Genomic DNA, 26,988 nt, shown 5'->3' with positions numbered 1-26,988 from the left:
TTCCTTATTTTGCGTCGTACCATGTTGGACCATATGAGTAATCAACCTTTAATGGAACAGAAAGTTCAATCGCATGTTCCATTACCTCAGGTACAAGCTTCTCTAGCTTTTCCACTTCCTCTTGAGGCACTTCAAAAATAAGTTCATCGTGCACTTGCAAAAGAAGACGAGCTTGTAATCCTTCTTCTTCTAGTCGATCCGCCATAATAATCATCGCTTTCTTAATAATGTCCGCAGCACTTCCTTGAATAGGTGTATTCATTGCCGTGCGTTCTGCAAAGCTGCGCAGATTAAAATTGCGGCTCGTAATTTCTGGGATGTAACGGCGACGATTCAGCAATGTAGATACATATCCTTTTTGCTTCGTATCTTGCACAATATCATTCATATATTCTTTTACTCCCGGAAAACTCTCTAAATACTTTTGAATGAAATCAGCTGCTGCTTTTCTTGTAATGCCAAGGTTTTGCGATAAACCATAATCACTAATTCCGTACACAATTCCGAAATTTACAGCTTTCGCTTGTCGTCTCATATTAGAGGTTACCCCTCTTTTTCAACTCCAAACACATCCATCGCTGTTTTTGTGTGAATATCCATATCATGTTGGAAGGCCTCGGTTAAACCGTTATCTTCAGAAATATGTGCTAATACACGTAATTCGATTTGAGAATAATCCGCAGCAAACATAACCCAATCTTTTTCTGATGGAATAAACGCTTGACGTATTTTTCGTCCTTCTTCTAAACGAATCGGAATGTTTTGTAAGTTTGGATCTGTTGAACTTAAACGTCCCGTTTGTGTTAATACTTGATTAAAACGTGTATGGATTTTGGACGAATCTGTATAAACAACTTTCAGCAAACCTTCAATGTACGTAGAATTTAATTTTCCCAGCTGACGATAGTGTAAGATTTTCGGAATAATTTCATGATGCTCCATTAATTTTTCAAGCACATCAGCCGATGTAGAATAACCTGTTTTTGTCTTTTTTATAACCGGTAAGTTTAAGTTTTCAAACAAGATCACACCAAGTTGTTTCGGTGAATTAATATTGAATTCCGTTCCTGCAAGCTCGTAAATTTCTTCTTCCATTTTCTTGAGCTGCGCAGCCAATTTCATCACCCATATTACGGAGACGATTTGTATCAACTGCAACACCTTTACATTCCATTTCAGCTAATACGCGGCAAAGCGGCATTTCCAGCTCTGTAAACAATTCATACTGCTCATTCTTTTTCAGTTCTTCAGCAAATGATTGCTGTACATCGTATAGCACATGTACTTTTCGCGCTACGTGTTCTGCTACAACTGTCTGCTCTGGTACAGCTCGTTTTGCACCTTTTCCATATACCTCTTCATCTGATTGCACAGCATGCGTTTCTTTCATTTTCGCAACGGCACGAAAATCTTTATCGGTTTCTGCTGGATCAAGTAAGTAAGCTGCAATTAATAAATCAAAATCGATTCCCTTTATTTCATAGCCTTTCCACTTTAACGCAACAATTGCACGCTTAGCGTCAAATGTATACTTCTTCATCTCTGGATTCGCTAACCAGCTCGTAAAAGGTTGTGATTGAAGAGCGATATCAGTCGGAACAAAGTAACATCCGTTTTCATTTTGAATACCAAATCCTTGAATATCGGCTCCGTGATAATTGTCTTCTTGCACTTCTACAATGAGCGCACTATCTTGCTGCAACATTTCTTCCGTTACTTCTTCTACGATTTCAAATGAGATATCATCTAGCTCAGCTGCAGGCGTTTCTGCAATCGGTGCTCCTAGCTTAGTCAATAAAGAATGAAACCCTAAGTTCTCAAACATTGGAATAATATCGCTATTGTCATATCCGTTATAAGCAATATCATCTAATTGAATCGTAATTGGTGCATCGGTAATAATTGTTGCTAGCTCTTTACTCATCAATGCTTGCTCTTTATTTTCTTCAAGCTTTTCTTTTAATTTCTTACCGCTCACTTTGTCTAAGTTTTCATATACAGCTTCTACTGTTTCAAATTGCGTTAACAATTTAATTGCCGTCTTCTCACCGACACCTGGGACACCTGGGATATTATCTGATTGATCTCCCATCAGCCCTTTCATATCAATAATTTGCTTTGGAGATAAACTATATTTTTCAAATAATGTTTCGTTTGTATACTCGTCCACTTCTGTAATTCCTTTACGCGGAATACAAACACGGGTATTGTCTGAAACGAGCTGAAGCAAGTCTTTATCTCCGGAAATGACTTTTACTGGAACTCCTTGCTCACTCGCTTCTTTCGCCAATGTTCCCATAATGTCATCTGCTTCGTAGTTCTCTAATTCGTAACGAGGCACATGAAATGCATCTAACATTTCACGAATGAATGGAAATTGCTCTGATAGTTCTGGTGGTGTTTTTTGGCGGCCACCCTTATACTCACTAAATGTTTTATGACGAAACGTTGTTTTCCCTGCATCAAATGCAACGAGCATATGCGTTGGCTTTTCTTCTTCTAGAATTCTCATTAACATCATCGTAAAACCATAAATGGCATTTGTATGTATACCTTTGTCGTTGTTTAAAAGCGGCAACGCAAAGAAAGCGCGATATGCAATATTATTTCCATCAACTAAAACGACTTTCTTTTCCAATTTGAAAAACCTCCCCGTAAAAAATTAAAACGATTTCTCAATACATAGAAAAAACCGTTCCTTTTCTTCTCTCTATATTACCACGACTAGAAGAGAGAAGAAAAACAACGGCTTTCCTCATATATTATATTCAGCATCATATAGGTGGAATTCATTCTTACCCTTGAAATATAACAGCATATATATCGGTATAACATAGCATGCATGAATACATTTCAAAAGAAGAAATACCATTTAAAAAAGGGAAGTGACGAGAATAAGTCTCCTTATTCTCGTCCAAAACTACTCCTTGGATGAAGGGGTTTTCATGTATTATAGTAACAGACCTTTATTAATATAAAGTGAAGCTATTGTTAATATAATGTAAATATCTACTTACTGTACTTTTGAAGGGTAACAGTAAAAGTCGTTCCAACCCCAATTACACTTTCTACAGTAATCATCCCATGATGCGCTTCAACTAAATGTTTCACAATAGACAATCCAAGTCCCGTGCCACCTGTATTGCGGCTGCGCGCTTTATCAACGCGGTAAAAACGCTCAAAAATACGAGGGATTTCTTCTTTTTCTATTCCAATCCCTGTGTCAGATACCTTTATATATACGTTTTGACTATCATACGAAAGCCTAGCAGAAACAGTCCCGCCTGCTGGCGTATATAAAATTGCGTTATTCATTAAATTAATAAAGACTTGCTTCAATCGTCCTGCATCTCCTACAACAGAGATATGTTCATTTACATCGACATGTAAACGAATGCCTTTATCACTTGCTTTATTTTCTAATATAATACCGACTTCTTCTAATAACCCTTTTAAGTCGACAACTCCCATATCTAATCGAAATCCTTGTTGTTCAATTTTCGATAAATCTAGTAAGTCTTCAATTAACATTTGCATTCGGTCGCTTTCTTTCAAAATAATATGTAAGAAATGCTCAAGAAATTGCTGATTTTCCATCGCTCCATCAAGTAACGTTTCTGAAAATCCTTTAATAGAAGTAATGGGCGTTTTCAGTTCATGTGACACATTTGCCAAGAAATCTTTACGCATTTGCTCAAGTTTCTTAAGCTCCGTAATATCATGAAAAACAAGTACAATCCCTTTCCATTCATGGTTTGTTCCAATAATTGGAGCACCATATACTTCAAAGTGTTTTCTTTCAATTTCAAGAGGCAACAACATTTGCTTCCGTACTTTGACCTCTGTCATAAAAATTTCTTCCACAAGTTCGACAATTTCTTTGTGCGTAAATGCCTCATAATATAAACGATGTAAATACTCTTCATCTGTTACATGAAAAATCTCTTTATAAGAACGATTGACAAGACTAACATGGCCGCGGCTATCAATTAAAATCATACCGCTTCCCATATTTTCAATGAGTGTATGCAGCCGATCTTGCTGCATTTCTTGCTCCAACGTCATCTCTTGTAAATTACGCGCTAAAACGTTGATTGCCTTGCTGAGCATTCCCGTCTCATCCGAATGACTTTCATAAGCACGTGCTTTATAGTTTCCTTTCGCAAGTTCAATAGCTACTTTTGTAACAGACTCAATCGGTCTAATATACTGCCCTGTAATTCTCATAACAAGAAACACAATAATAAAGAAAGAAGTGATAAAACCAAGAATTACTATGCCCCATGTTTTTTGATGCACAGTTTTCAAGGACTCAATAGAAGCATTAATAATGATATACCCTTTCTTCCCCTGTGCATCTTGGATAAACGTAGCATAGTAATATGGGTGTTCATCCTTTGTTTCCTTCATCACAACTGTATGCGTTTGTTTTCTTGCTTCTGGAAGAAGGTCTTCCATCACTTCTTTACGTGGTACCGCCTGTTGATTTACAGTCTCATATTGAATTTGTTTTTGTTCATTTACAAACGTTACATATACACCAAACTGCTCTTCAAATTTCAAAAATACATTTGGTTTCTTAAGGACGTTATCAATTCCTTCCGCTTCGACAACAGAAGCAACGTACTGCGTTTCTTTCTCCAATCTCTCATGGAAACGATCAACATAAAATCCTTCCAATACTTTTTCAAGCAATAATCCTGTCCCTACAAAAATAAGAACAATTAGAGAAATAAACGTAAAGAGAAGCCTTGAGCGAAATTTATTCATCCCCTTTTGGCTCCTCCAATTTGTAACCTAATCCGCGGATTGTTTTAATATAAGTTGGTTTTTTTGTATTTTTTTCGATTTTATCTCGCAAGTGACTAATATGAACATCAACAATACGTGTATCCCCAGCAAAATCATAATTCCATACGGCACTTAACAGCTGATCGCGAGTTAACACGCGGCTTTTATGTCTCGCTAAATATACAAGTAATTCAAATTCTTTTGGTGTAAGTTCTAACTTTTCCCCTTGGAAATATGCTTCATAAAAATCCGGTAAAATTCTTAATTCAGCAATTATAATACTATTTTCATCTTCTACTTCCGTCACTTGTTCATCGTGGAGTTTCGTACGGCGCAAAATAGCCTTTACACGCGCAACCACTTCTCTTGGACTGAACGGCTTTGTCATATAGTCATCCGCTCCAAGCTCAAGACCTAACACTTTATCAAACTCATCATCTTTTGCTGTTAACATTAAAATAGGTGTCATAATACGCTGCAGGCGCAGTTCTTTACAAACTTCCATTCCATCCATTTTTGGAAGCATTAAATCTAATATAATCAGATCCGGACGTTCCGTCTGTGCTTTATGCAGCGCTGTTTCTCCATCCATCGCTGTTATGACTTCAAACCCTGCTTGCTGCAGATTAAATTCGATTAAAGTTAAGATAAACTCCTCATCGTCCACGACTAAAATTCGATTGCTCATTCTTTTCCTCCAGGTTATAGACTCTTAAACATTCTTCACCCTAGTATTCTTCCCCGACATTTCCATCATACTAGAAAACAATACCCCTCTCAATAAAATTGTACTTTGAAAAATAAGAGTTTATCCCGCATTAACGGGCAGTCCTCCCTACTGACTTATGCTCCACTTTATGTTACCTTTATACAACAAAATACATTTTTATAGAAAGGACTCTTATGTTAAAAGCATTTATTATCTTTTTTCTTGCAGGATTAGCTGAAATTGGCGGTGGTTATCTCATTTGGAAATGGCTGCGCGAAGGCGGTTCTATTGGAATCGGCATCATCGGGGGAGTGATTCTATTTTTATATGGGGTCATCGCTACATTCCAAGTATTCTCAAACTTTGGAAGAGTGTATGCAGCTTACGGTGGCGTGTTTATTGTAATGAGTGTATTGTGGGGTTGGTGGGTTGATAAAAAAACACCCGACTTATTCGATTGGACCGGAGCCTTTGTTTGCATCATTGGCGTATTTATTATGTTATGGCCACGTGGATAAGGTTCATGTTTCTCTAAATAACATTGCCCGTTTAAGCTGAATAAGAAAAACAGGTGACATCACATCACCTGTTTTTCATCAAAAATTATCAAGCGCTCTTTCAAATATCGTTGTTAAATGATGCGGCGGTGCTACTGTTAGTAAACCTTTCATCACTTCTTCTTCTTTCTCATTGTACGCAAACATTTGCATTTCAATTAAATGATCTTTCTCGTAAACGGAAACAACTTCAAAATGAATTTGCAGCGTTGCATAATGGTATACAGGCTTTATAAATTCAAGTTCTTGCCTTACAACATGACTTCCTGGACCAGGTAAGTATTTTGTAACCGCAGTTGTAACAATCCCCGTTAACATAACACTTGGTACAATTGGTTTTTCATACGGAGTTTGGGATGCATAGTCATGCTGAATATATAACGGATTTGAATCATTCGTTAATCCTAAATATAATAACAAATCTTTGTCTTCTATTTTCTCTGTAACGGATAACTTTTCCCCTACTGTAATTTCATCCATTTTACGACCTAATTTGCTTTTCTTTTTTAACATGATACAATCCCTCCGATCGATATTTAAATTATCCTACTCGAAGTGGTATATTATACGAATCTTTATAACAATGAGAGCACATTCACTACAAATCTACATTTTACATTGTAGGATACCTATTTGATAACGCTTTCAAATTATTTCACAAAAATAATCCTCTAATAGTGGAAAAAGATTCGGGAGCCCCGAACCTTTTTCCTTCTTTTCTTATGCAAGAACTTTCATTACACTGCGTACAGATTCTACAGAACGATCTAATCCTTCTTTTTCTTCTGGAAGAAGATCTAATTCAATAATCTTTTCGATTCCGTTACCGCCAAGAATAACTGGAACACCTAAGTAAAGATCGCTATAGCCATATTCACCTTCAAGGTATGCAATAGCTGGCAATACGCGGCGTTGGTCTTTTAAGATAGCTTCTGCCATCTCTACTAAAGAAGCAGCTGGTGCGTAGTATGCACTACCATTTCCTAATAGATTTACAATTTCACCGCCACCTTTACGAGTGCGTTCAACAATTGCATCTAAGCGTTCTTTCGGAATTAATGTTTCAAGCGGAATACCACCTGCATAAGAATAACGAACAAGCGGTACCATTTCATCGCCGTGTCCACCAAGAACAAATCCTGTAATATCTTTCACAGATAGATTTAATTCTTGTGCAATAAATGTACGGAAACGAGCTGTATCCAATACACCAGATTGACCGATAACGCGCTCTTTCGGGAATCCAGCTTCTTTAAATACAGAATATGTCATTGCATCAACTGGATTTGTTAATACAACAATAATTGTATTCGGAGAATATTTTGCAATTTCTCGCGTTACACTTTTCATAATTTTAGAGTTCGTTGCTACTAAATCATCACGGCTCATACCTGGCTTACGAGCAATACCTGCCGTAATGATTACAACATCAGAATCAGCTGTATCTACGTAATCAGATGTACCGATAATATTAGCATCGAAACCTTGTACAGGGCTTGCTTCTAACATATCTAACGCTTTCCCTTTTGTTGGATTTTCAAGTTGCGGAATGTCCACTAATACAACGTCTGCTAATTCTTTTTGTGCTAATAAGAATGCTGTTGTTGCCCCTGTAAATCCTGCACCGATGACTGAAACTTTTTTGCGTTTGATTGTCATAATTTCTCCCCCACTTTGAATTATGAGTTTTTAATAATCGCTGCGTCCATATTGTTAATAAGAGCATCAGCAAATTCGGAACATTTCACTTCAGTTGCACCTTCCATAAGGCGTGCGAAGTCATATGTTACCACTTTTGAAGCAATCGTTTTTTCTACAGAATTAGTAATTAATTTCGCTGCTTCATTCCATCCTAAATGTTCTAACATTAATACCCCTGAAAGAAGAACTGAAGATGGATTTACTTTATCTAAACCTGCATATTTTGGAGCTGTACCATGTGTCGCTTCAAAAATAGCATGTCCGGTAACATAGTTAATGTTAGCACCAGGTGCAATACCGATGCCGCCAACTTGCGCTGCAAGTGCATCAGAAATATAATCGCCATTTAAGTTCATTGTTGCTACAACGTCGAACTCGCGTGGACGCGTCAAAATTTGTTGTAAGAAGATATCTGCAATTGAATCTTTTACGATGATTTTTCCAGCAGCTTCTGCCTCTGACATCGCTTTATTAGCAGCATCTTTTCCTTCTTTCTCAACAATGCGATCATATTCAGCCCAAGTAAATACTTTGTCGCCAAACTCTTTTTCTGCTACTTCGTAACCCCAGTTTTTGAATGCACCTTCTGTATACTTCATAATGTTACCTTTATGAACTAATGTAACAGAAGAACGTTTTTCATTAATTGCATATTGAATCGCAGCGCGAACAAGACGCTTTGTACCTTCTTCAGAAATCGGTTTAATCCCAAGTCCAGAAGTTTCTGGGAAACGGATTTTTTCACGCCCATTTCATTTTGTAAAAACGCAAGAAGTTTTTGAACTTCTTCAGAACCTTGTGCATATTCAATACCAGCGTAGATGTCCTCTGTATTCTCACGGAAAATAACCATATCAGTATCTTCCGGACGCTTGATAGGAGAAGGAACACCATCAAAGTAGCGAACAGGACGTAAACATACGTATAAGTCTAGTTCTTGACGAAGCGCTACGTTTAAAGAACGAATGCCACCACCAACAGGAGTTGTTAATGGCCCTTTAATTGCGATTAAATATTCGCGAATCAATTCTAACGTTTCTTCTGGTAACCACTCACCTGTTTGATTAAATGCTTTTTCCCCAGCAAGCACTTCTTTCCAAACAATTTTCTTTTCGCCGTTATATGCTTTTTCAACAGCTGCCTCTAATACACGAGATGCTGCTGCCCAAATATCTGGTCCAATTCCATCTCCTTCAATAAAAGGAATGATTGGGTTGTTTGGTACATTCATAACACCATTAGTTACGGTAATTTTTTCTCCTGTAGTCACTGCGATTACCCCCATGTTTGAAATTTCATATGTATGAAACTGAGGGATATCCCCTCAGTTCAAACCATAAATTAAGTTTAAATATTCCAATCATTGTATCTTTACAAAAAAGTCAGATTCTTGAAAGCGCATTACGCTCTTTGGCCGATTGGTACATAGCGTTGGTTAATCGGACCATTATAATCTGCACGCGGACGAATGAGACGGTTATTTTCATATTGTTCTAGAACATGAGCTAACCAACCAGACATACGGCTGATTGCAAAGATTGGTGTAAATAAATCATGATCAATTCCTAAGCAATGATAAACAGATGCAGAATAAAAATCTACATTTGGCGGAAGCTGTTTTGCTGAAGTTACAAGCTCCTCAATTTTGATAGACATATTATACCACTTATCTTGCCCTGTTAGCACACATAAACGCTTAGACATTTCACGTAAATGTTTTGCACGTGGATCACCATTGCGGTATACACGATGGCCAAAGCCCATAATCTTCACTTTATTCGCAAACGCATTATGAATATATGATTCTACATTTTCTTCTTCACCGATTTCCATCAGCATCTTCATTACATTTTCATTTGCCCCGCCATGAAGTGGTCCTTTTAAAGCACCAATTGCTGCTGTAATACCGGAATACACATCAGAAAGTGTAGCTACACAAACGCGCGCTGTAAAAGTAGAGGCATTTAATTCATGATCCGCATGAAGTACAAGCGCCTTATCAAACGCTTCAATTTCAACTTCATTTGGCTCACGATTATTTAACATATATAAAAAGTTTGCAGCTAGTGATAAATCTTTGCGAGGCTCAACAACATCTAACCCCTTGCGGATTCTTGCAAATGCCGCAACAAGCGTTGAAACTTTCGCCTGTAATTTAACCGCTTTCAAATAATTGGACTCTACATCCATTAACTCAGCGTCTTCATCATATAATGATAGCATGGAAATCGCTGTACGTAAAACAGACATTGGATGTGTTATTTTCAAGTTTGTGTTTTTTAAATATTCTAAAATTTCCCCGGCACTTCTGCATGCTGGGATAATTGTGTTTTTAATTCTTCTAATTCCATTTCATTTGGAAGCTTGCGGTGCCATAATAAATATACGACTTCTTCAAATGTAGCATTTTCAGCTAAATCATCGATATCGTAACCCACATAAGTTAATGTATCATCAATAATGGAGCTTACAGATGATGTTGTTGCTACTACCCCTTCTAAACCTCGAATAACAGTCATTATAATCTCTCCTTTTCCTCGAAATTTCTCCCCAACCTTATACTTTGTCGCAATAAAATGTGTTTTCAGCTGGTAACGAAAATGAATGAGCATCCGTTCATCTCTGAAACAAGCAAAATACATCCTGGCACAATCACTTCTGCATTTACACCTATCTATCGTTCCATGCTTTTTAGCATAGACGTGAGCTTCTCCCCGATCCCCCACGCTACAAACGATACATAGTGAGGAAATATAATTTCGGAGAGCTGATATATAAAAACAACATAAAACAATATTAACCAAATTATTTCATGTTGTTTTTATTTTATTTGGTGTAGGTCTATGCTGTTATGTAACTCGAAGAAGTTCCATGAATCTATTATAAACAATTATCTGACTTTTGTGAATGGAAAGAATTCGAAAATTTATATTACAATAAAATTTTTTTATTTAAATAGCTGTATAATACTCATCGCAGCATATGCAATTCCAGCTCCAATTAACGGTCCCACCGCTACTCCATTAAATAGTGCTACCGAAATAATCGTTCCAAACACAAGAGCTGTCGTAATGTACGGATCACTCGCTAAAAGTTGTACACCGCCTTTCGCAAGAAGTGCTACAGCAATACCAGAAGCAAGAGCAATCCAAGCATAATAAGACTTTGTCGCCTCTACAAGTTGCTTAAATCCAATTTCTCCTGTCGCAATCGGCACAAGCACCGCAATTGTTATAATGGTAACCCCAAGGTTAATTCCTTTCGTTTGAAAATAAGGAAAAAGTTTATCTCCTAAGAACGTCCATTTCATCAACAGCAAAACGCCAACTGCTACTGATAAAGATTGATTTTTTGCGATAAATCCAATGAGAAGAAGTATGAATAAAAATAAAGTTGATTGACTAATCATAATGCCTCATCCTTTCTGAAAATAATGAAGGGCTCTCAAACATGCCCGTTTAATGAAATAAAGTGAAACTTCCATCATTGGGGCTTTTTTCACCTCTCAATGATGGTTATTTGAACAAATCGGGCGCATGCCAAAAATATCTTCCTCACCTAGGCGGGAATCTTACTGCCCGCGAATAGCAGGAAAAAGAGGAATTCATTCAACAAATAGAGAATCGTTTCCACTTACAACCAAATAGACTTTGCTTTCCTTTTCTTTCTTATAAGAAAAAGGTAAAATAAAAAGGAAAAAACCCATACAATATCATACCATTTACAGAAGAGGCATCAAAGCATCTCATCATTTGATAAGTGAACATTTACACAACTTTAGCTCATACACAACATATTTTGCAAAGGGGGAAAGACCTTTGAATCGACATTCACTATACATAGCACTTCGACTTCTCTTTGTCATTGCAGCAACTATATTAGGAGTATACGCACTCATATATATAGCAGGTCTGGTATACCCATTTATTATCGCTTTTGCAATTGCATATTTGATCAATCCAGTTGTAAACTTTCTTGATCAAAAACTACGATTTCCTCGTGCTTTGTCTGTTTTTATTAGCCTCATCCTTGTATTTGGAGCTATCGTTGGACTCGTTACTTATCTTGTAACAGAAGCGATTTCTGCAGCAACTTACTTATTACAAATTGTACCCGAAAAATTCCCGGCTATGGTTCAGTATCTGCAAGAATTCGCACTCACCAACATTATGCCGCTTTACAATGATTTGATTGCTAAATTTAATCACCTTGGAGCAACACAACAAATTACGATTACAACAAACATTCAAAACCTTGGGACAGAAGCAACTCAGCAAATGAAAACTATTTTGACAGCTATTATAAGCGGATTAACAAATTTCATTAGCGCTCTTCCGACTATGTTAACTGTTCTTGTATTCGTCTTATTAGCCACTTTCTTTATTAGCTTTGATTGGCACCGTCTCGCCCGTAAAATTGAAAAATTATTGCCAAATCGGTTACATGGCTATGGAAAAACAATTTTTGTTGATTTACGAAAAGCTTTGTTTGGATTTGTAAAAGCACAATTTACACTTATATCAATGACAACCATTATCGTTCTAATCGGCCTATTAATTTTGCGTGTACCATACGCAATTACTATCGCCCTTATTACAGGAGTTGTTGATTTACTTCCATACTTAGGAACAGGGACTATTTTCGTTCCATGGATTATTTATGTATTCTTTACAGGAGACACTGCTTTCGCACTTGGTTTACTCATTTTATATATCGTTGTCATTGTACAACGACAATTAATGGAACCAAAGGTATTATCATCTAATATCGGACTTGATCCACTTCCAACATTATTTTCTTTATTTATCGGATTTAAATTATTTGGTTTTTTAGGACTGATTATCGGTCCTGTAACTCTCGTTTTATTAAATACACTGCATAAAGCAAATGTATTTAAAGATCTTTGGAAGTTCATAAAAGGGTAAAGTGAAACTTCCATAAGTAGGTGGGTTTCCTACTTATGGTTAGTTGAACCAATCGGGCTCTTACGGACGCTTTTCCATCGTGAATTACTGAAAGTATAGCGTCCGTTAAGCGGGGTAAAATGAAACTTCCATAAGTGGGTGGGTTTCCTACTTATGGTTAGTTGAGCCAATTGTGCTCTTACGGTCGGTATAAAGTGAATTTTCAGCTAAAAACAAGGAGAAATCTCTCCTTGTTTTTTTATTTACTAATATGAATAAAAATACAATCTTTTTCTTCCTTTTTCTACAAATGAATATTTATTCATTTGTATTTTCGACAAAAAAATAACGCTTGAAGAGTTTCCTCTTTCAAGCGTTATTTTTGCACAATAATAGTGTTATTTCGGTTTATTTTTCGTTCCATCCATTTAATTATCATATATTTCACCGGTTTTCTCGCTATCGGAATTAATAAAACCAATCCTATACAATCTGTTATATACCCCGGGATTAACAGAAGTATACCACCTGCAAAAATACAAATCGCATCTAATACAGCATCACCGGGAATCTCACCCCTACTTAACCGAGACTGAATATCTCTCCAGACCGCTACTCCTTGCCGTTTCGCTATATACGCTCCCATGATACTCATTACTACAATCACACAAAACGTCGGCCACAGTCCAATCAATTGACTCGATCCAATCAATACCGTAACCTCTAACGCTGGAATTAAAATTAACAAAAAGAGAAATAACTTCATTCCTCTCACCTCTTTTTCTAAATCTTCTTATTCTCAAATTGTGTAAAAAAAGAGAAGGATTTTCGATCCTTCCCTACATATTATTTCTTATAGCACTTCCGCATGTCCATTATATACAATTCCACGCGCTGCATCAACTGTTACTTCTTGACCATTTTTTAGGATAGCAGTCGCAGTTTCTACACCAACGATAACCGGAATACCGATTGTTACACCAACAACCGCAGCATGGCTTGTTAAGCCGCCTTCTTCTACAACAAGAGCCGCAGCTTTTTCAATTGCAGGAATCATATCTTTGTCAGTGCTTGTTGTAACAAGGATAGAACCTTCTGTTACGTTTGCTAATGCTTCTTCAGCTGTTTTCGCTACAACAACTTTACCTTTTGCTGTTTTACGGCCAATTCCTTGTCCTTTAGCGATTTGTTCGCCAACAACATGAATTTTCATTAAGTTTGTTGTGCCAGTTTCAGCAACTGGTACACCAGCAGTAATAACAACTGTATCACCAAGGCCAATCATACCTGCATCCATAGCTGTTTCGATAGCAGTTTCTAACATTTCGTCTGTAGATTTTGCCTTTTCCTCTGCCATATACGCTTGTACACCCCATGCAAGCGCAAGACGACGGCATACTTGTTCATTAGATGTTACTGCTACGATTGGAGATTTCGGACGATATTTAGAGATCATTTTCGCAGTATAGCCGCTTTCTGTAGGAGCTACGATTGCCGCTACATCAAGTGCGATTGCTGTATGTGCAACAGATTGACTAATTGCATCTGTAATTGTGCTAGATTGCTCTTTAAGACGTTTTTGGAACATGTCTTCATATTGCAATGATTTCTCAACACGAATCGCGATGTTTGCCATCATTTGTACCGCTTCAAGTGGGTATAAACCTGCTGCCGTTTCACCAGAAAGCATGATTGCATCTGTGCCATCGAAAATAGCGTTCGCTACGTCACTTGCTTCCGCGCGTGTTGGACGAGGGTTACGCTGCATAGAATCTAACATTTGCGTTGCAGTGATGACTGGCTTCCCTAATACATTACATTTTTTGATTAGACGCTTTTGCACTAACGGTACTTCTTCTGGTGGAATTTCTACACCCATGTCACCGCGCGCTACCATTAAGCCGTCAGAAACTTCTAGGATAGAGTCGATATTATCGATACCTTCTTGGTTCTCGATTTTTGGAATGATTTGAATATGTTGTGCTCCGTGCTCTTCTAATAGCTCACGAATTTCTAATACGTCAGATGCTTTGCGTACGAAAGAAGCTGCGATAAAGTCAACATTTTGCCCGATACCGAAGATGATATCTTGAATGTCTTTTTCTGTAATACCAGGAAGCTTAATGCTTACGTTTGGTACATTTACACCTTTTTTATTTTTTACAGTACCGCTGTTTAATACTTTTGTGCGGATATCACCGTTCGCTTTTCCGATTACCTCTAACTCAATAAGACCATCATCGATTAGAATGCGAGAACCTGCATCGACATCATCATAAAGTCCCGCGTAAGTTACAGAGAACTTTTCAGCAGTTCCTAATACTTGCTCTGTAGAAATAACAACTTCTGCACCTATTTTTAGCTCAGCTTGTCCGTCTACAAAGTCATGTGTACGAATTTCTGGACCTTTTGTATCAAGTAAGATTGCTACAGTTTTACCAGTTTTCTTCGCAGCTTCACGGATGGTTTTAATACGTGCTCCGTGCTCTTCATGGCTACCATGAGAGAAGTTTAAACGACAAACGTTCATACCCGCTCCCATTAATTGTTCTAATTTTTCAATACTTTCGCTAGCAGGACCAATTGTACATACAATTTTAGTTTTGCGCATAACGCACCTCCAAATATTTATGAAAACGTTACCACCAATCCGACACTACGCCAATTAGATGGATAATTCTTTTGATAACTGATACACATCTAAATCAAGTTGATGTTTTTGCGCTAACGCTTCAATAATATCATGATCAACAAGTTGATTGTTTTGAATACCTACGCAGCGGCCACCTTTTCCTTCTAATAAAAGCTCAACTGCTCTTGCACCAAGACGGCTTGCTAATACACGGTCCATCGCACTTGGAGATCCTCCGCGCTGTACGTGACCTAATACTGTAACGCGTGTATCAAAGTTTGTTGCTTCTTCAATTTGTTTACCGATTTCAATCGCGCTGCCAACACCTTCAGCTACGACAATAATACTATGTTTCTTCCCGCGTTCGCTACCGCGTTTTAAACGAGCAATTACATCGTTCATTTCATAGTCTGCTTCCGGAATTAAAATTGTTTCTGCTCCGTCTGCTAAACCAGCCCATAACGCAATATCTCCCGCATGACGGCCCATTACTTCAATTACATATGTACGTTCATGAGATGTAGCTGTATCACGAATTTTATCAATTGCATCAATAACAGTGTTTACAGCTGTATCAAAGCCAATTGTAAAATCAGTACCAGGAATATCATTATCAATTGTGCCCGGTACACCTACGCATGGGAAACCATGCTCTGTTAATTTTTTTGCACCTTGGTAAGAACCATCGCCACCAATAACAACAAGTCCTTCAATACCGAATTTCTTTAATTGTTCAATTCCTTTTAATTGTCCTTCTAGTTCTTTGAACTCAGGGCATCTTGCTGTATATAATTTCGTTCCACCGCGGTGGATAATATCGCCTACAGAGCCTAACTCTAATTTTTCAATATGACCAGAAATTAATCCTGCGTATCCATGATAGATACCATACACTTCTAGATCGTGGTACATTGCTTTACGAACAACCGCACGAATAGCAGCGTTCATACCAGGTGAATCTCCACCACTTGTTAACACACCAATACGTTTCATTAGTACTCACCTCATAAAGATTATTTGCCTTATAATAAAATAACATGAAGAAAGATAAAATGACAATGGAGAAGATGTGTCTTTTCATAAGAAAAACGTGCATTCGCGAGATGGAACGCACGCTTTTTCTATTTTACCCCAATGGAAGCGTTTGAAAACGAAACTTGCCCAATTTTCATATATTTTGTATAACGATTTTCAACCAGTTCCTCTTTCGAAACACCTTCTAATTGTTGGAATGTTTTTTGTAAGGTACGGTTTATATATTCCGCTTGTTCTTTAACGTTGCGATGCGCACCGCCGCGAGCTTCTGGAATCATTTCATCAATTACACCCAATTCTTTCAAATCAGCCGCCGTAATTTTCATCGCTTCAGCAGCTTCTTTTGCTTTCGTAGCATCTTTCCAAAGAATTGCTGCCGCTCCTTCGGGAGAAATAACTGAATACGTGGAGTTTTCTAACATGTGGACATAATTCCCAATACCAAGTCCTAACGCACCGCCACTGCCGCCTTCACCAATCACAATGCATATAACTGGTACAGAGAGTCCTGCCATTTCAAATAAATTACGTGCAATCGCTTCGCTTTGTCCGCGTTCTTCACCTGCTTTTCCAGGATATGCACCTTTCGTATCAATAAAGCAAATGATAGGACGATTAAATTTCTCTGCTTGTTTCATAAGACGCAATGCTTTGCGATAGCCTTCTGGGTGAGGCATTCCGAAATTTCGGCGAATATTTTCTTTCGTATCTTTTCCGCGCTGATGGCCAATTACCGTTATAGGCATTCCATTATATTTCGCAATACCGCCGACAATCGCTGCATCATCACCAAATAGGCGATCTCCATGACATTCAAAAAAGTCAGTAAATAAGTGCTCAATATAATCAAGTGTTGTCGGTCTTTCGGCATGACGAGCAATTTGAACACGGTCCCATACTTTCATATTGCCGTATATTTCTTCCTCTAAATGCTCTAACTTATCTTCCAAAATACGGATTTCTTCACTGAAGTCCATCTGGCTGTTTTTCGTATACTCTTTTAATTCAAGAATCTTATTTTTCAGCTGAACAACTGGCTTTTCAAATTCTAATTCTGCCATGACGCTACTTCCTCCCCTTGATGAACTTCTAAAATCTTGCGGAGTGTATCTCTCATATCATTACGGTGCACAACTGCATCTAATTGTCCATGTTCCAGTAAGAACTCTGCCGTTTGGAAGTCCTCCGGCAATTTTTCACGAACAGTCTGTTCAATTACACGACGACCTGCAAATCCAATTAATGCGCCTGGTTCTGCTAGATTGTAGTCACCAAGTGAAGCAAAGCTCGCGGAAACTCCGCCCGTCGTTGGATGCGTCATAATAGAAATGAATAAACCGCCTGCATTGCTATGCTTTTTCAAAGCAACACTTGTCTTCGCCATTTGCATTAAACTTAAAATACCCTCTTGCATACGAGCTCCGCCTGATGCGGTAAAAATAAGAAACGGCACTTTCATTTCATGTGCTTTTTCAGCAGCACGCGCAATTTTTTCACCTACAACAGAGCCCATGCTTCCCATTCGAAACCTTGAATCCATAACCGCAACAACAACGAGCATATTCTCGATTGTTCCTTCTCCTGTCACAACTGCTTCGTTTAATCCAGTTTTTTTACGATCGCTCTCAAGTTTCTCCTCATAACCAGGGAAGTGAAGCGGGTTTGCCGAAATCATTTCTTTGTCATATTCACGAAATGAATTTTCATCTAACAAACTTTCAAGACGCTCCCATGCGTTCATCGGATGATGATACCCACAGTTAACACATACTTTTAAATTCTTCAGAAGTTCTTTCGTATACATGATTTTTTTGCATTTCGGACATTTTGTCATGACACCGTCCGGTACATCTCTTCTTACTTGCTCTGAAGGAATTGCAGCATATTTTTTCTTCTTTTGGAATAAATCTCGTAGCAAAGTTTGACCCTCCTTTAGGTGATAAAAGAGCTAAGGTTAACGAGTAAGAAAATGTGGCTAACACCTACATTAATAAGTGTTAGCCTTGTTTTCTCAATTTGTCTTATAACCCATCTCTTTACGTTTAACTTTAAACGTTGTCTGGCAGAATGTTTGTCAGAACGTGTCATGGTCATTTCGACAAATTTTGTATAGATGTTAGAATTACAAATGAAACTGTATGTTCTCTATGATTGCATCATAAAGCTCTATTGCTGTTTGTTCCTGCTTATTCTCTAATGCTTTATATAGCTTTTCATGCAACTCTCTCGCGTTTAAATGAACATCACAAGAAAGCGTCGAAGCGTAGTCATGTACAATCATCCAAACACGATACATTAAAAAATTATCTACTTGCTCTACAAGCGTTTTTAAAAAGTTTTGATGAAATTCAGCGATAGATGACTGTTCATTAGAAAAAGTTGCCTTAAGTGCCTTTAAGCAGTCTTCTGTCTGCATTTGACATAAAACACGAATCGCATCCCTCTCAAGCAATTCTTTCATTTGTAACAAATCTTGCCGCGTTTTTTCATCTTGTAATACGAACGGTGCAATTAATTGCACAAGACCATTTTCATAAAAATTTCGAATGAACGTCCCTTCACCGCGCCGCGTTTCAATTAAGCCGACCAATTCCAGCGCTCTGAGCGCTTCACGAACAGAGGAACGACCAACATTTAAACGTGCGCTTAGCTCTCGTTCAGATGGCAGGCGATTACCTGCTTCTAATCCGTCCTCTTTTATAATAGAACGGATTTTTTCACTATTTCCAGGTATACTTTTGTTTGTGATGATGTCAATGGACACTCCTCGCTTATTCTTTACCGATAATCGCTAGTTTTCTTGTTTTCTCAGCTACTTCATTCGGATCGACTTGACGGCGAGCAACACCTGTTTCCATTGCAGCTTTCGCTACATACGCTGCCACTTGCGGTGCTACGCGCGCATCGAATGGAGCTGGAATAATATAATCCTCATTCAGTTCTTCAGCTGATACAAGCTCAGCAATTGCTTTTACTGCTGCAATCTTCATTTCTTCATTAATTTGCGTTGCATGTACGTCAAGAGCACCGCGGAAAATACCAGGAAAAGCTAGTACGTTGTTTACTTGGTTCGGGAAGTCCGAACGACCTGTACCTACAACAGCTGCTCCAGCTGCTTTTGCGATTTCTGGCATAATTTCTGGATTTGGATTCGCCATCGCAAAGATAATTGCATCTTTGTTCATAGAACGAACCATTTCTTCTGTTAATGCGCCTTCTGCAGATACACCGATGAACACATCTGCACCTTGAATCACCTCTGCTAATGAACCCTCTACACGATTTTTATTCGTATATTTTGCAACTTCATTTTTCACAGGATTCATACCAACAGGACGACCTTCAAAAATCGCACCTTTCGTATCGCACATAATAATGTCACGTACGCCGTAGCGATATAAAAGTTTAATAATCGCAATGCCAGCTGCTCCGGCACCGTTTGCGACAACTTTAATATCAGACATTTTCTTTCCAACTAGCTTTAATGCATTTACAAGACCCGCTACTGTTACAATTGCTGTCCCATGCTGATCATCGTGGAATACAGGAATATTTGCTTCTTTCTTTAAACGCTCTTCAATAATGAAGCAGTTTGGCGCTGCAATATCTTCTAAGTTTACGCCGCCAAAAGTTGGCTCCATTAATTTTACAGTTTCAACAATCTTATCTACATCATTTGTATTTAAAGCAATTGGAAATGCATCTACACCAGCAAAGCTCTTAAATAATACAGCTTTACCTTCCATAACTGGAAGAGATGCTTCCGGTCCAATATTTCCAAGACCTAACACAGCCGTTCCATCTGTTACAACTGCTACCATATTGCCCTTCATTGTATATTCGTATACCTTGCTTTTATCGTCATAAATAACTTTACATGGTTCTGCAACCCCTGGAGAATACGCAAGACTTAAATCTTTTGCATTTTCTACCTTTACTTTTGATACAGTTTCTAATTTTCCTTGATGCACTCTATGCATGTGAAGTGCTTCTTCACGAAGTGTTGACAAACGATCCACTCTCCTCATATGTTCTTGCTGAATAGCATTATTCATTCTCCAAGGTGGTCTGACCACGAACGCTATTATTACTATAATCGAAATGGAGGGAAATTGTCCATTATATTTTTACAACGACATTTTCCTTCCCGACTACCTCATAAAGTGCTTGTAGGCATTCTTCACTTGGATGAATGGATAAACTACGAGATAATTGTACCATCTTATGCTCTTTTTCATAATAAATTAGTACTTTCACAAAACCTGAATAGTGAAATAATATTTTTGTTACATTGTTTAACAGCCTTTTTTCATACTGTGATGGTACTTTCACGTAAATAGAAGCGTCTTTCATTTTATCGTAAGTATCCATTTGTTCTAGCGGATAGACGCCATTTATAATCCATTGCAACTTGTGATTTCGCTGTTCAATTGTACCTTCTATTAAAACAATTTCACCTTCTTGTAATCGCTCTGCAAAATGGATATATGTTTCAGGAAATACAACCGCTTCCATTTCATTATTTTGATCACAAAACGTGACAAACGCCATCTTTTGTAATTTTTTTGTCCGAATGATTTTTATATTTGTCAAATACACAATTGCCCGCTGCACTTTTCTTTGCTGCTTCATCGCTTGTGCAAGTGTCGGAATTTCCAATTGTTTAACAAGCGGTTCGTACTGTGCAGTTGGATAACTTGATAAATAAAAACCTAGTGCTTCTTTCTCTTTATTTAATTGTTCGATAAAAGATAGCTCTGCCTCTTGTGCATACTCTGACTTCGGCACAAGTTCCTCGCCAATTTCACGTGCTAAGCTCGCATATTCTAACGCACCTTTAATACTGTTAAACAAGGACGAACGTGAAACCTCAAAATCATCAAAACAACCCGCCCAAATCATTGTTTCTAAATTGCGTTCTGTTACAAACTTCGCCGGCATGCGCAAACAAAACTCAAATAAATCTTGAAATGTTTTTTTGTTCCTTTCTTCAATCAAGGCTTTCACTGTTGCCATCCCTACATTGCGAATAGCAAGTAAACTATACCGAATTGCATTTCCTTCAACATGAAAATCATAACTGCTCTTATGAAGAGATGGAGGTAAAACATGAAACCCTTTTCGCTTTGTTTCCCGAACATATTGTACAATCTTCTCTTCATTTCCAATTGCACTTGATAATAGTGCTGTCATAAACTGCAGCGGATAATTTGCTTTTAAATAGGCAAGCTGATATCCAATCATACTATAAGCAACTGCATGACTTCTGTTAAATCCATAATTCGCAAATTGAACGATTAAATCATAAATTTTTTGGGCAGTTTCTTCATCATATCCATTTTGCAAACAACCTTTCACAAAGTGAGTACGCTCTTCATCTAAAATATCACGATTTTTTTACTTACTGCACGGCGTAATAAGTCCGCCTCACCAAGAGAAAATCCTGCTAAACGAGAGGCAATTTGCATAATTTGTTCTTGATAAACGATAACTCCATACGTATTTTCTAAAATTGGTTTCAAATCAGGATGAAGATAATGAATCGCACGTTTCCCGTGTTTTGATTCAATAAACACCGGAATTTGCTCCATTGGTCCTGGTCGATATAGCGCGTTGACTGCAACAATATCTTCAAACTCATTCGGTTTTAACGAACGCAAAACATTCCGCATTCCACTTGATTCGAGCTGGAAAATTCCGGTCGTATCTCCTCGTCCAAGCAGTGCTAATGTTTTTGCATCTTGAAGAGGCAATTTCTTTATATCTATATTTGTCCCAGTTGTTTGTGCAACAAAGGTACGAATATTTTCAAGCAACGTTAAATTACGAAGACCAAGAAAGTCCATCTTTAACAATCCAAGTTCTTCTAATACCTCTGCGGGATATTGCGTAATATATACACCATCATGCCCATCTTGAATGGCAACGCTATTTGTAAGCGGTTCTTCACTCATAATCACTCCGGCTGCATGAATAGACGTATGACGGGGCAAGCCTTCTACCCGTTTTGCGATATCAAATATCCTTTGAAATATGAGGTTACTTTGTATATAATTTTGCAGTGCTTGCGATTCTGCATAAGCTTCCTCTAATGTAATGCCAACCCTGGATGGAATATGCTTTGAAAAAATATCAATTTCATTTGGCGGCAGCCCCATTACTCTTGCAATGTCGCGAATCGCTGCTTTTGCTGCAAGTGTTCCAAATGTTACGATTTGGGCAACACGTAGTTCTCCGTATTTATCTTTCACATAACGAATCATTTCATCGCGGTGAATATCTGGAAAATCAATATCAATATCAGGAAGTGTAACACGCTCTGGATTTAAAAATCGTTCAAACAGTAAATCATACTGAATTGGATCGATATCGGTAATTTCCAGTACGTAAGACACGAGTGATCCAGCTGCCGAACCACGGCCTGGTCCTGTTAAAATGCGGTGCTCGTGAGCGTATGTCATAAAGTCCCATACAATAAGAAAATAATCACTAAACCCCATTCGAGAAATAACGCCTAATTCGTGCGCTAGACGTGCCTTATGCACATCTGTCACTGTTTCATAACGCTTCTTCAGCCCTTCTTCACAAATGCGGCGTAAAAAGCAATCCGATGACTCATCTGTTTGTACCGGAAACTTCGGAAGTTGATTTGTATGAAACGGAATCTCTACATGACAGCGCTCTGCAATACATACAGTATTTTGAATCGCTTCTGGCATAGCAGAGAATAACGCTTCCATTTCAGAAGGCGATTTCATATAATATTGATCAGTTTGTAAACGCGGCCTTTCAGAATCTGTCATTTTTGTCCCGCTATGAACGGATAATAAACATTCCTGTACAATCGCATCGCCTTGTTTGACATAACGAATATCATTCGTCGCCACAAGCGGAATTCCAAGCTGCTTTGCAAATGGCAGAAGCTCTTCCTGCAGCAATAATTCTTCTTGAATGGCATGGTGCTGCAAGCTTATGTAAAAGCTTGCAAATATACTTTTGTACATATTCGCTACTTCTTCAGCAACCTCATGTTTGCCCTGCAATACAAGTTGTTCAATTTCGCCATTTTTCCCTGGAGAAATCGCAATTAATCCGCCTGCATAGTGCGCAAGCCATTTCTTTGGAATACCGTCTTTTGACTTTGTCATAATGCTGCTAGAAATTTTGAGTAAATTTCTATACCCAGTTTCGTTTTCAGCCAGTAAAACAAGTGGATAAGACCGATCCTCTTCTTCATTCCATATCGAAGCTGTTAAACCGATAATCGGCTTAATACCCGCCTTTTTACACGCTTTATAAAACGGAACAACACCATACATCACATTTTCATCTGTAATCGCTAATGCTGTAAAACCAAGTTCTTTCGCTTGATGAACAAGCTCGTCTATTTTACAAGCACTTTTCAATAAACTATAAACGGTTTGACATTGTAAATGCACAAACTTCACTTTTATGCCCTCTCTTTATCTATTTGACTACCTCTTATTATACGTGAAATCAAAACATACTTCTCCTTCTTTGTCCATATACATGAAAAAGAAAGGGGAATGATGATGGAAGTGAATCAAAGCTTTTTCTCTCTTCTCGTTACAAGTTATTTTATTGCCCTTGGTGTTATGATTGGTGGATCGTTAATCGGCGGGGTCGGTGCTTTTTTAGTTGGAAAACCACCCCTCACAATGATTACGCAGTTTGCAGAAAATTTACGAATTTGGGCACTCGTCGCTGCTATTGGCGGGACTTTTGATACATTTTACAGCTTTGAACGCAGCTTCTTTGGAGGAGATACAAAAGATATTGTGAAACAAATTCTGCTTATTTTCTTTGCCACAGGCGGTATGCAAACTGGATTCATTATTATTAATTGGATTACACAGGAGCATGTATGAGAGTTCCAAGCTCACTCTCCAATCGATGGAAGCTTTTTTAGGCGGCGCTGCTGTTGGCGGTATTTTAAGCTGGATTATTTTTTTGTACATATATGGCGTATTTCAAGAAGTACAAACAAAAACACTAGAACAACAAGAAGCAAAAATAAAGAAGTTAACAGATGACTTACATGTAATCATTGAAGATCAAAATAAAGAAAATGAAAAAAATAAAAAAATATTAACGATTCAAGAGATTGAAGTTGAGATTGTCAATCATGATAAATACAATGTAGACTCTCTAACTGTTGAAACATTAAAAACCTCGATTCGCGATGATCTCCGCCACTTGCTTACCCAAAATATTCAGAGCGTCGCAAACAATAAAGAACTACTGAAAAAGGTCATTGAAAATAAAATATATAAATATTACGACCGTGTCTATCGATTTGAAATCGAAACAGTTTCTTTTGACACTACACTCGAAATTAGCGTAAAAATAAAACAAGAAAGGTAGAGTCCCCTCTACCTTTCTTCTTATTTACACAATTCACGTAAGTCTGCAAAAAGACGATCTGCTTCTTCCCAAGAAAAAGCTTTTGCACCTGACGCCATCGGATGCCCTCCACCGTTATATTGCATTGCTAATGTATTAATTACCGGTCCTTTTGAACGAAGTCGAACACGAATTACATCTTTTTCCTCCAGAAATAGAACCCACGCTTTTAAGCCTTCAATGTTTCCAAGTGCTCCAACAACTCCTGATGCCTCAGACGGAAGTACATCAAATTGCTCTAATATTTCTTTTGTTATCTTAATATACGCTACTCCTTCTTCTGCCATTGTGAAATTTTGTAAAATGTAACCATTTAAACGTGCAATGCGCTCATTTGTTTTATACATTTCATCATATAATGCAGGGAATTCAACTCCCATGTCTACAAGTTCAGATGCATAACGAAGTGTTTTTGCCGATGTGCTCGGGAATAAGAAACGGCCTGTATCACCAACGATACCAGCTAAAATAAGACGCGCAGCTTCTTTTGTTAAAGTTAACCCTTTGTCTTTGCCGTATAAATAAAATTCATAAATAAGTTCACTTGTAGAACTAGAAGTTGTATCTACCCAAACAATATCTCCGTACGGATCTTTATTTGGATGATGATCAATTTTAATTAATTGCTTTCCTTTTGTATAACGCTGATCGCAAACGCGCTCTTGGTTTGCTGTATCACAAACGATAACAAGCGCCTCTTCATACGTAGCATCATCAATTTCATCCATTACGCGTAAAAATGCTAAAGATGGTTCATTGTATCCTACCATATAAATCTTTTTCTGTGGAAACGACTCTTGCAGCATTGTACCAAGTCCGCACTGAGAACCTAATGCATCTGGATCTGGACGTACATGACGGTGAATAATTATCGTATCAAATTGCTTAATTGCCGCTAAAATTTGCTCATGCATATGTAAAACTCTCCTTTTCCACCAATTTATACCCATTATAACGCATAACACTTCATACAGGTCGAGAATTGATTTACAATAAAGAAATAATATACAAACAGATGGGGGATTGGGGTCATGCCAGTATTAGTCTTTTGTATTATCGTTACATTTATGTTGTACATTTTCTACAAAACGAAATATTTTCGTACAAATCGTTCTATGGAGAAAGGATGGCTTGCTGGAAAATCAGCAATTGCACTCGGATTATTTGTTGCATTATTTGGCCTGAACCAATTTTTCTTGGATCTTTCAGCAGCTCGTATAATCGTTGGAACTTTATTTGTAATTGTTGGCGGTGCTAGCCTCTACAACGGTATTCGCCAATATAAGCATTTTTTACCGCTTGCGATTGAAGAGGCAGAGCAGTTACAAAAATAATTTGAGGTGAGATAAAATGAACACCTTTCTAAACGATTTTTTCAACCGCATTCAATATGAAAAAAAGATGTAACATTTGAAGATATTCGTACGTTACAATCTCAATTTGCTAAACATGTGCCATTTGAAAATATTAGTATTATACAAAATGAAAACATTGATATTACCTTTGAAAACTTAAAAAGAAAGATTATAGACAACCGGCGCGGCGGTGTTTGCTATGAGCTGAACCCTTTGTTTTACTACGCTTTAAAAAAACTAGGATTTCAAGTCCATATGATATGCGGCACTGTATTTAATGATGGAGAAATCCGGCTAATTGGAACCCATTTTGCAACGATTCTTCAGCATAACAGTCAGCCATACTTGATTGATGTTGGTTTCGGTTCACATCATACCCTGCAACCTCTTCCGTTTACAGGAGAACTAGTATCTTCTTCAACTGGTGAATATCGCATTCAAAAGAAAAAACAGATTTAGGAGAATACGCATTTGAAAAATATCAAAATGGCACTCTAGAAATTGGCTATGACTTCTTCACATCGCCAATTGATGAAACGGTTTTACAAAACGCACAACAAATCATTACCCACCATGAACAATCACCATTTAATAAATCACCGCTTCTTGCAAAACGAACAGACGATGGTCACATTACGCTGACAGACAAAACTTATACCGTAACGATAGGGAATCATAAATCTAAACAAACGATTGATATACAAACTTTCCAAGCACTTGCTTTGAGTGAATTTGGCATTACAATCGACTAGGAGTCATTCCTTTATCTAATAACTGTATTTTTTCTATAAGATTCATTGAAGACAAAAAAACGGTCACCCTTTCATAGAATATCCATGAAAGGATGACCGTTTTTAAATGAAACCCCCTTGTACATTCA

Annotated in this window: 18 protein-coding genes and 6 pseudogenes; 7 read left to right on the top strand and 17 right to left on the bottom strand. The window is 37.7% G+C overall.

Annotation, left to right across the window (positions count from 1 at the left end):
* Positions 1-4 precede the first annotated feature (4 nt).
* The 3 genes and pseudogenes from polA to ACEWFJ_RS05885 all read right to left on the bottom strand — a co-directional run bounded on the left by polA (position 5) and on the right by ACEWFJ_RS05885 (position 5,479).
* Positions 5-2,638: pseudogene (gene polA, locus ACEWFJ_RS05895) on the bottom strand (DNA polymerase I).
* A 371-nt stretch (positions 2,639-3,009) separates the two neighbouring features.
* Positions 3,010-4,770: a two-component system histidine kinase PnpS gene (gene pnpS, locus ACEWFJ_RS05890; protein ID WP_473691017.1), complete on the bottom strand. Its 1,761-nt coding sequence runs from the start codon at positions 4,768-4,770 to the stop codon at positions 3,010-3,012.
* Positions 4,763-5,479 (bottom strand): response regulator, encoded by a 717-nt coding sequence (locus ACEWFJ_RS05885; RefSeq protein WP_473691015.1) that lies wholly within the window; start codon positions 5,477-5,479, stop codon positions 4,763-4,765. Before ACEWFJ_RS05885 ends, pnpS begins: the two co-directional genes overlap by 8 nt.
* Positions 5,480-5,694: 215 nt before the next feature.
* On the opposite strand from ACEWFJ_RS05885, the gene ACEWFJ_RS05880 reads away from it, so the two are divergent.
* On the top strand, positions 5,695-6,018 hold the full coding sequence (locus tag ACEWFJ_RS05880) for a YnfA family protein (RefSeq protein WP_473691013.1): 324 nt from the start codon (positions 5,695-5,697) through the stop codon (positions 6,016-6,018).
* Positions 6,019-6,096: 78 nt separating this feature from the next.
* On the opposite strand, the gene ACEWFJ_RS05875 is transcribed toward ACEWFJ_RS05880, so the two are convergent.
* From ACEWFJ_RS05875 to ACEWFJ_RS05855, 5 genes and pseudogenes are all read right to left on the bottom strand, one after another.
* Positions 6,097-6,570 (bottom strand): MaoC family dehydratase, encoded by a 474-nt coding sequence (locus ACEWFJ_RS05875; protein WP_098305329.1) that lies wholly within the window; start codon positions 6,568-6,570, stop codon positions 6,097-6,099.
* Between the two features lie 207 nt (positions 6,571-6,777).
* Positions 6,778-7,716, bottom strand: coding sequence for a malate dehydrogenase (gene mdh / locus ACEWFJ_RS05870; protein WP_098305331.1), 939 nt, complete (start codon positions 7,714-7,716; stop codon positions 6,778-6,780).
* Between the two features lie 20 nt (positions 7,717-7,736).
* Positions 7,737-9,028: pseudogene (icd, locus tag ACEWFJ_RS05865) on the bottom strand (NADP-dependent isocitrate dehydrogenase).
* Between the two features lie 131 nt (positions 9,029-9,159).
* Positions 9,160-10,277 (bottom strand): annotated as a pseudogene (citZ, locus tag ACEWFJ_RS05860) (citrate synthase).
* A gap of 428 nt (positions 10,278-10,705) precedes the next feature.
* The gene (locus tag ACEWFJ_RS05855) at positions 10,706-11,167 is read right to left on the bottom strand and encodes a DUF441 domain-containing protein (protein ID WP_098305334.1); all 462 of its coding nucleotides are present in this window, start codon (positions 11,165-11,167) and stop codon (positions 10,706-10,708) included.
* A gap of 409 nt (positions 11,168-11,576) precedes the next feature.
* Here ACEWFJ_RS05855 and ytvI point away from each other — a divergent pair, with 409 nt between their 5' ends.
* Positions 11,577-12,683 carry a sporulation integral membrane protein YtvI gene (gene ytvI / locus ACEWFJ_RS05850; RefSeq protein ID WP_473691010.1) on the top strand — a complete coding sequence of 369 codons (1,107 nt, stop codon included), beginning with the start codon at positions 11,577-11,579 and terminating at the stop codon, positions 12,681-12,683.
* A 355-nt stretch (positions 12,684-13,038) separates the two neighbouring features.
* Here the strand turns inward: ytvI and ACEWFJ_RS05845 are convergent, their stop codons facing one another.
* From ACEWFJ_RS05845 to dnaE, 8 genes and pseudogenes are all read right to left on the bottom strand, one after another.
* Positions 13,039-13,428: an FxsA family protein gene (locus ACEWFJ_RS05845; RefSeq protein ID WP_473691008.1), complete on the bottom strand. Its 390-nt coding sequence runs from the start codon at positions 13,426-13,428 to the stop codon at positions 13,039-13,041.
* 87 nt (positions 13,429-13,515) lie between these two features.
* The gene (gene pyk / locus ACEWFJ_RS05840) at positions 13,516-15,273 is read right to left on the bottom strand and encodes a pyruvate kinase (RefSeq protein ID WP_473691006.1); all 1,758 of its coding nucleotides are present in this window, start codon (positions 15,271-15,273) and stop codon (positions 13,516-13,518) included.
* Between the two features lie 54 nt (positions 15,274-15,327).
* Positions 15,328-16,287: a 6-phosphofructokinase gene (pfkA, locus tag ACEWFJ_RS05835; RefSeq protein ID WP_473691004.1), complete on the bottom strand. Its 960-nt coding sequence runs from the start codon at positions 16,285-16,287 to the stop codon at positions 15,328-15,330.
* Positions 16,288-16,415: 128 nt separating this feature from the next.
* The gene (accA, locus tag ACEWFJ_RS05830) at positions 16,416-17,390 is read right to left on the bottom strand and encodes an acetyl-CoA carboxylase carboxyl transferase subunit alpha (RefSeq protein WP_473691002.1); all 975 of its coding nucleotides are present in this window, start codon (positions 17,388-17,390) and stop codon (positions 16,416-16,418) included.
* Positions 17,378-18,247 (bottom strand): acetyl-CoA carboxylase, carboxyltransferase subunit beta, encoded by an 870-nt coding sequence (accD, locus tag ACEWFJ_RS05825; RefSeq protein ID WP_230573734.1) that lies wholly within the window; start codon positions 18,245-18,247, stop codon positions 17,378-17,380. The genes accA and accD overlap by 13 nt, the downstream gene beginning before the upstream one ends.
* A gap of 204 nt (positions 18,248-18,451) precedes the next feature.
* Positions 18,452-19,086 (bottom strand): annotated as a pseudogene (locus tag ACEWFJ_RS05820) (FadR/GntR family transcriptional regulator).
* Positions 19,087-19,100: 14 nt separating this feature from the next.
* The gene (ystJ, locus tag ACEWFJ_RS05815; protein WP_176524509.1) at positions 19,101-20,357 is read right to left on the bottom strand and encodes an NADP-dependent malic enzyme; all 1,257 of its coding nucleotides are present in this window, start codon (positions 20,355-20,357) and stop codon (positions 19,101-19,103) included.
* Positions 20,358-20,448: 91 nt separating this feature from the next.
* Positions 20,449-23,777: pseudogene (gene dnaE, locus ACEWFJ_RS05810) on the bottom strand (DNA polymerase III subunit alpha).
* 99 nt (positions 23,778-23,876) lie between these two features.
* Between dnaE and ytrH the strand changes: the two are divergent.
* Together ytrH and ytrI are read left to right on the top strand one after the other, a co-directional pair.
* Complete coding sequence (ytrH, locus tag ACEWFJ_RS05805) at positions 23,877-24,218, top strand: sporulation membrane protein YtrH (protein ID WP_098305354.1); 342 nt, start codon at positions 23,877-23,879, stop codon at positions 24,216-24,218.
* Positions 24,215-24,714: pseudogene (gene ytrI / locus ACEWFJ_RS05800) on the top strand (sporulation membrane protein YtrI). The gene ytrH and the pseudogene ytrI overlap by 4 nt, the downstream one beginning before the upstream one ends.
* A 20-nt stretch (positions 24,715-24,734) precedes the next feature.
* On the opposite strand, the gene ACEWFJ_RS05795 reads toward ytrI, so the two are convergent.
* A complete protein-coding gene (locus tag ACEWFJ_RS05795) occupies positions 24,735-25,667 on the bottom strand; it encodes a DHH family phosphoesterase (protein WP_473690999.1) in 933 nt (310 codons plus the stop codon).
* Between the two features lie 117 nt (positions 25,668-25,784).
* Here ACEWFJ_RS05795 and ACEWFJ_RS05790 point away from each other — a divergent pair, with 117 nt between their 5' ends.
* The 3 genes from ACEWFJ_RS05790 to ACEWFJ_RS05780 all read left to right on the top strand — a co-directional run bounded on the left by ACEWFJ_RS05790 (position 25,785) and on the right by ACEWFJ_RS05780 (position 26,860).
* A complete protein-coding gene (locus ACEWFJ_RS05790) occupies positions 25,785-26,087 on the top strand; it encodes a YtpI family protein (protein WP_473690997.1) in 303 nt (100 codons plus the stop codon).
* An 84-nt stretch (positions 26,088-26,171) separates the two neighbouring features.
* Positions 26,172-26,567: an arylamine N-acetyltransferase family protein gene (locus ACEWFJ_RS05785; protein WP_473692370.1), complete on the top strand. Its 396-nt coding sequence runs from the start codon at positions 26,172-26,174 to the stop codon at positions 26,565-26,567.
* Entirely contained in the window at positions 26,537-26,860 is a 324-nt protein-coding gene (locus tag ACEWFJ_RS05780) for an arylamine N-acetyltransferase (protein ID WP_473692368.1), read from the top strand. Before ACEWFJ_RS05785 ends, ACEWFJ_RS05780 begins: the two co-directional genes overlap by 31 nt.
* Positions 26,861-26,988: the final 128 nt, after the last annotated feature.

The sequence above is a fragment of the Bacillus sp. EA-CB0995 genome (assembly GCF_055814245.1).
Note: the sequence above shows the minus strand (reverse complement) of the source record. Positions and strands in the feature narration are given on the sequence as shown.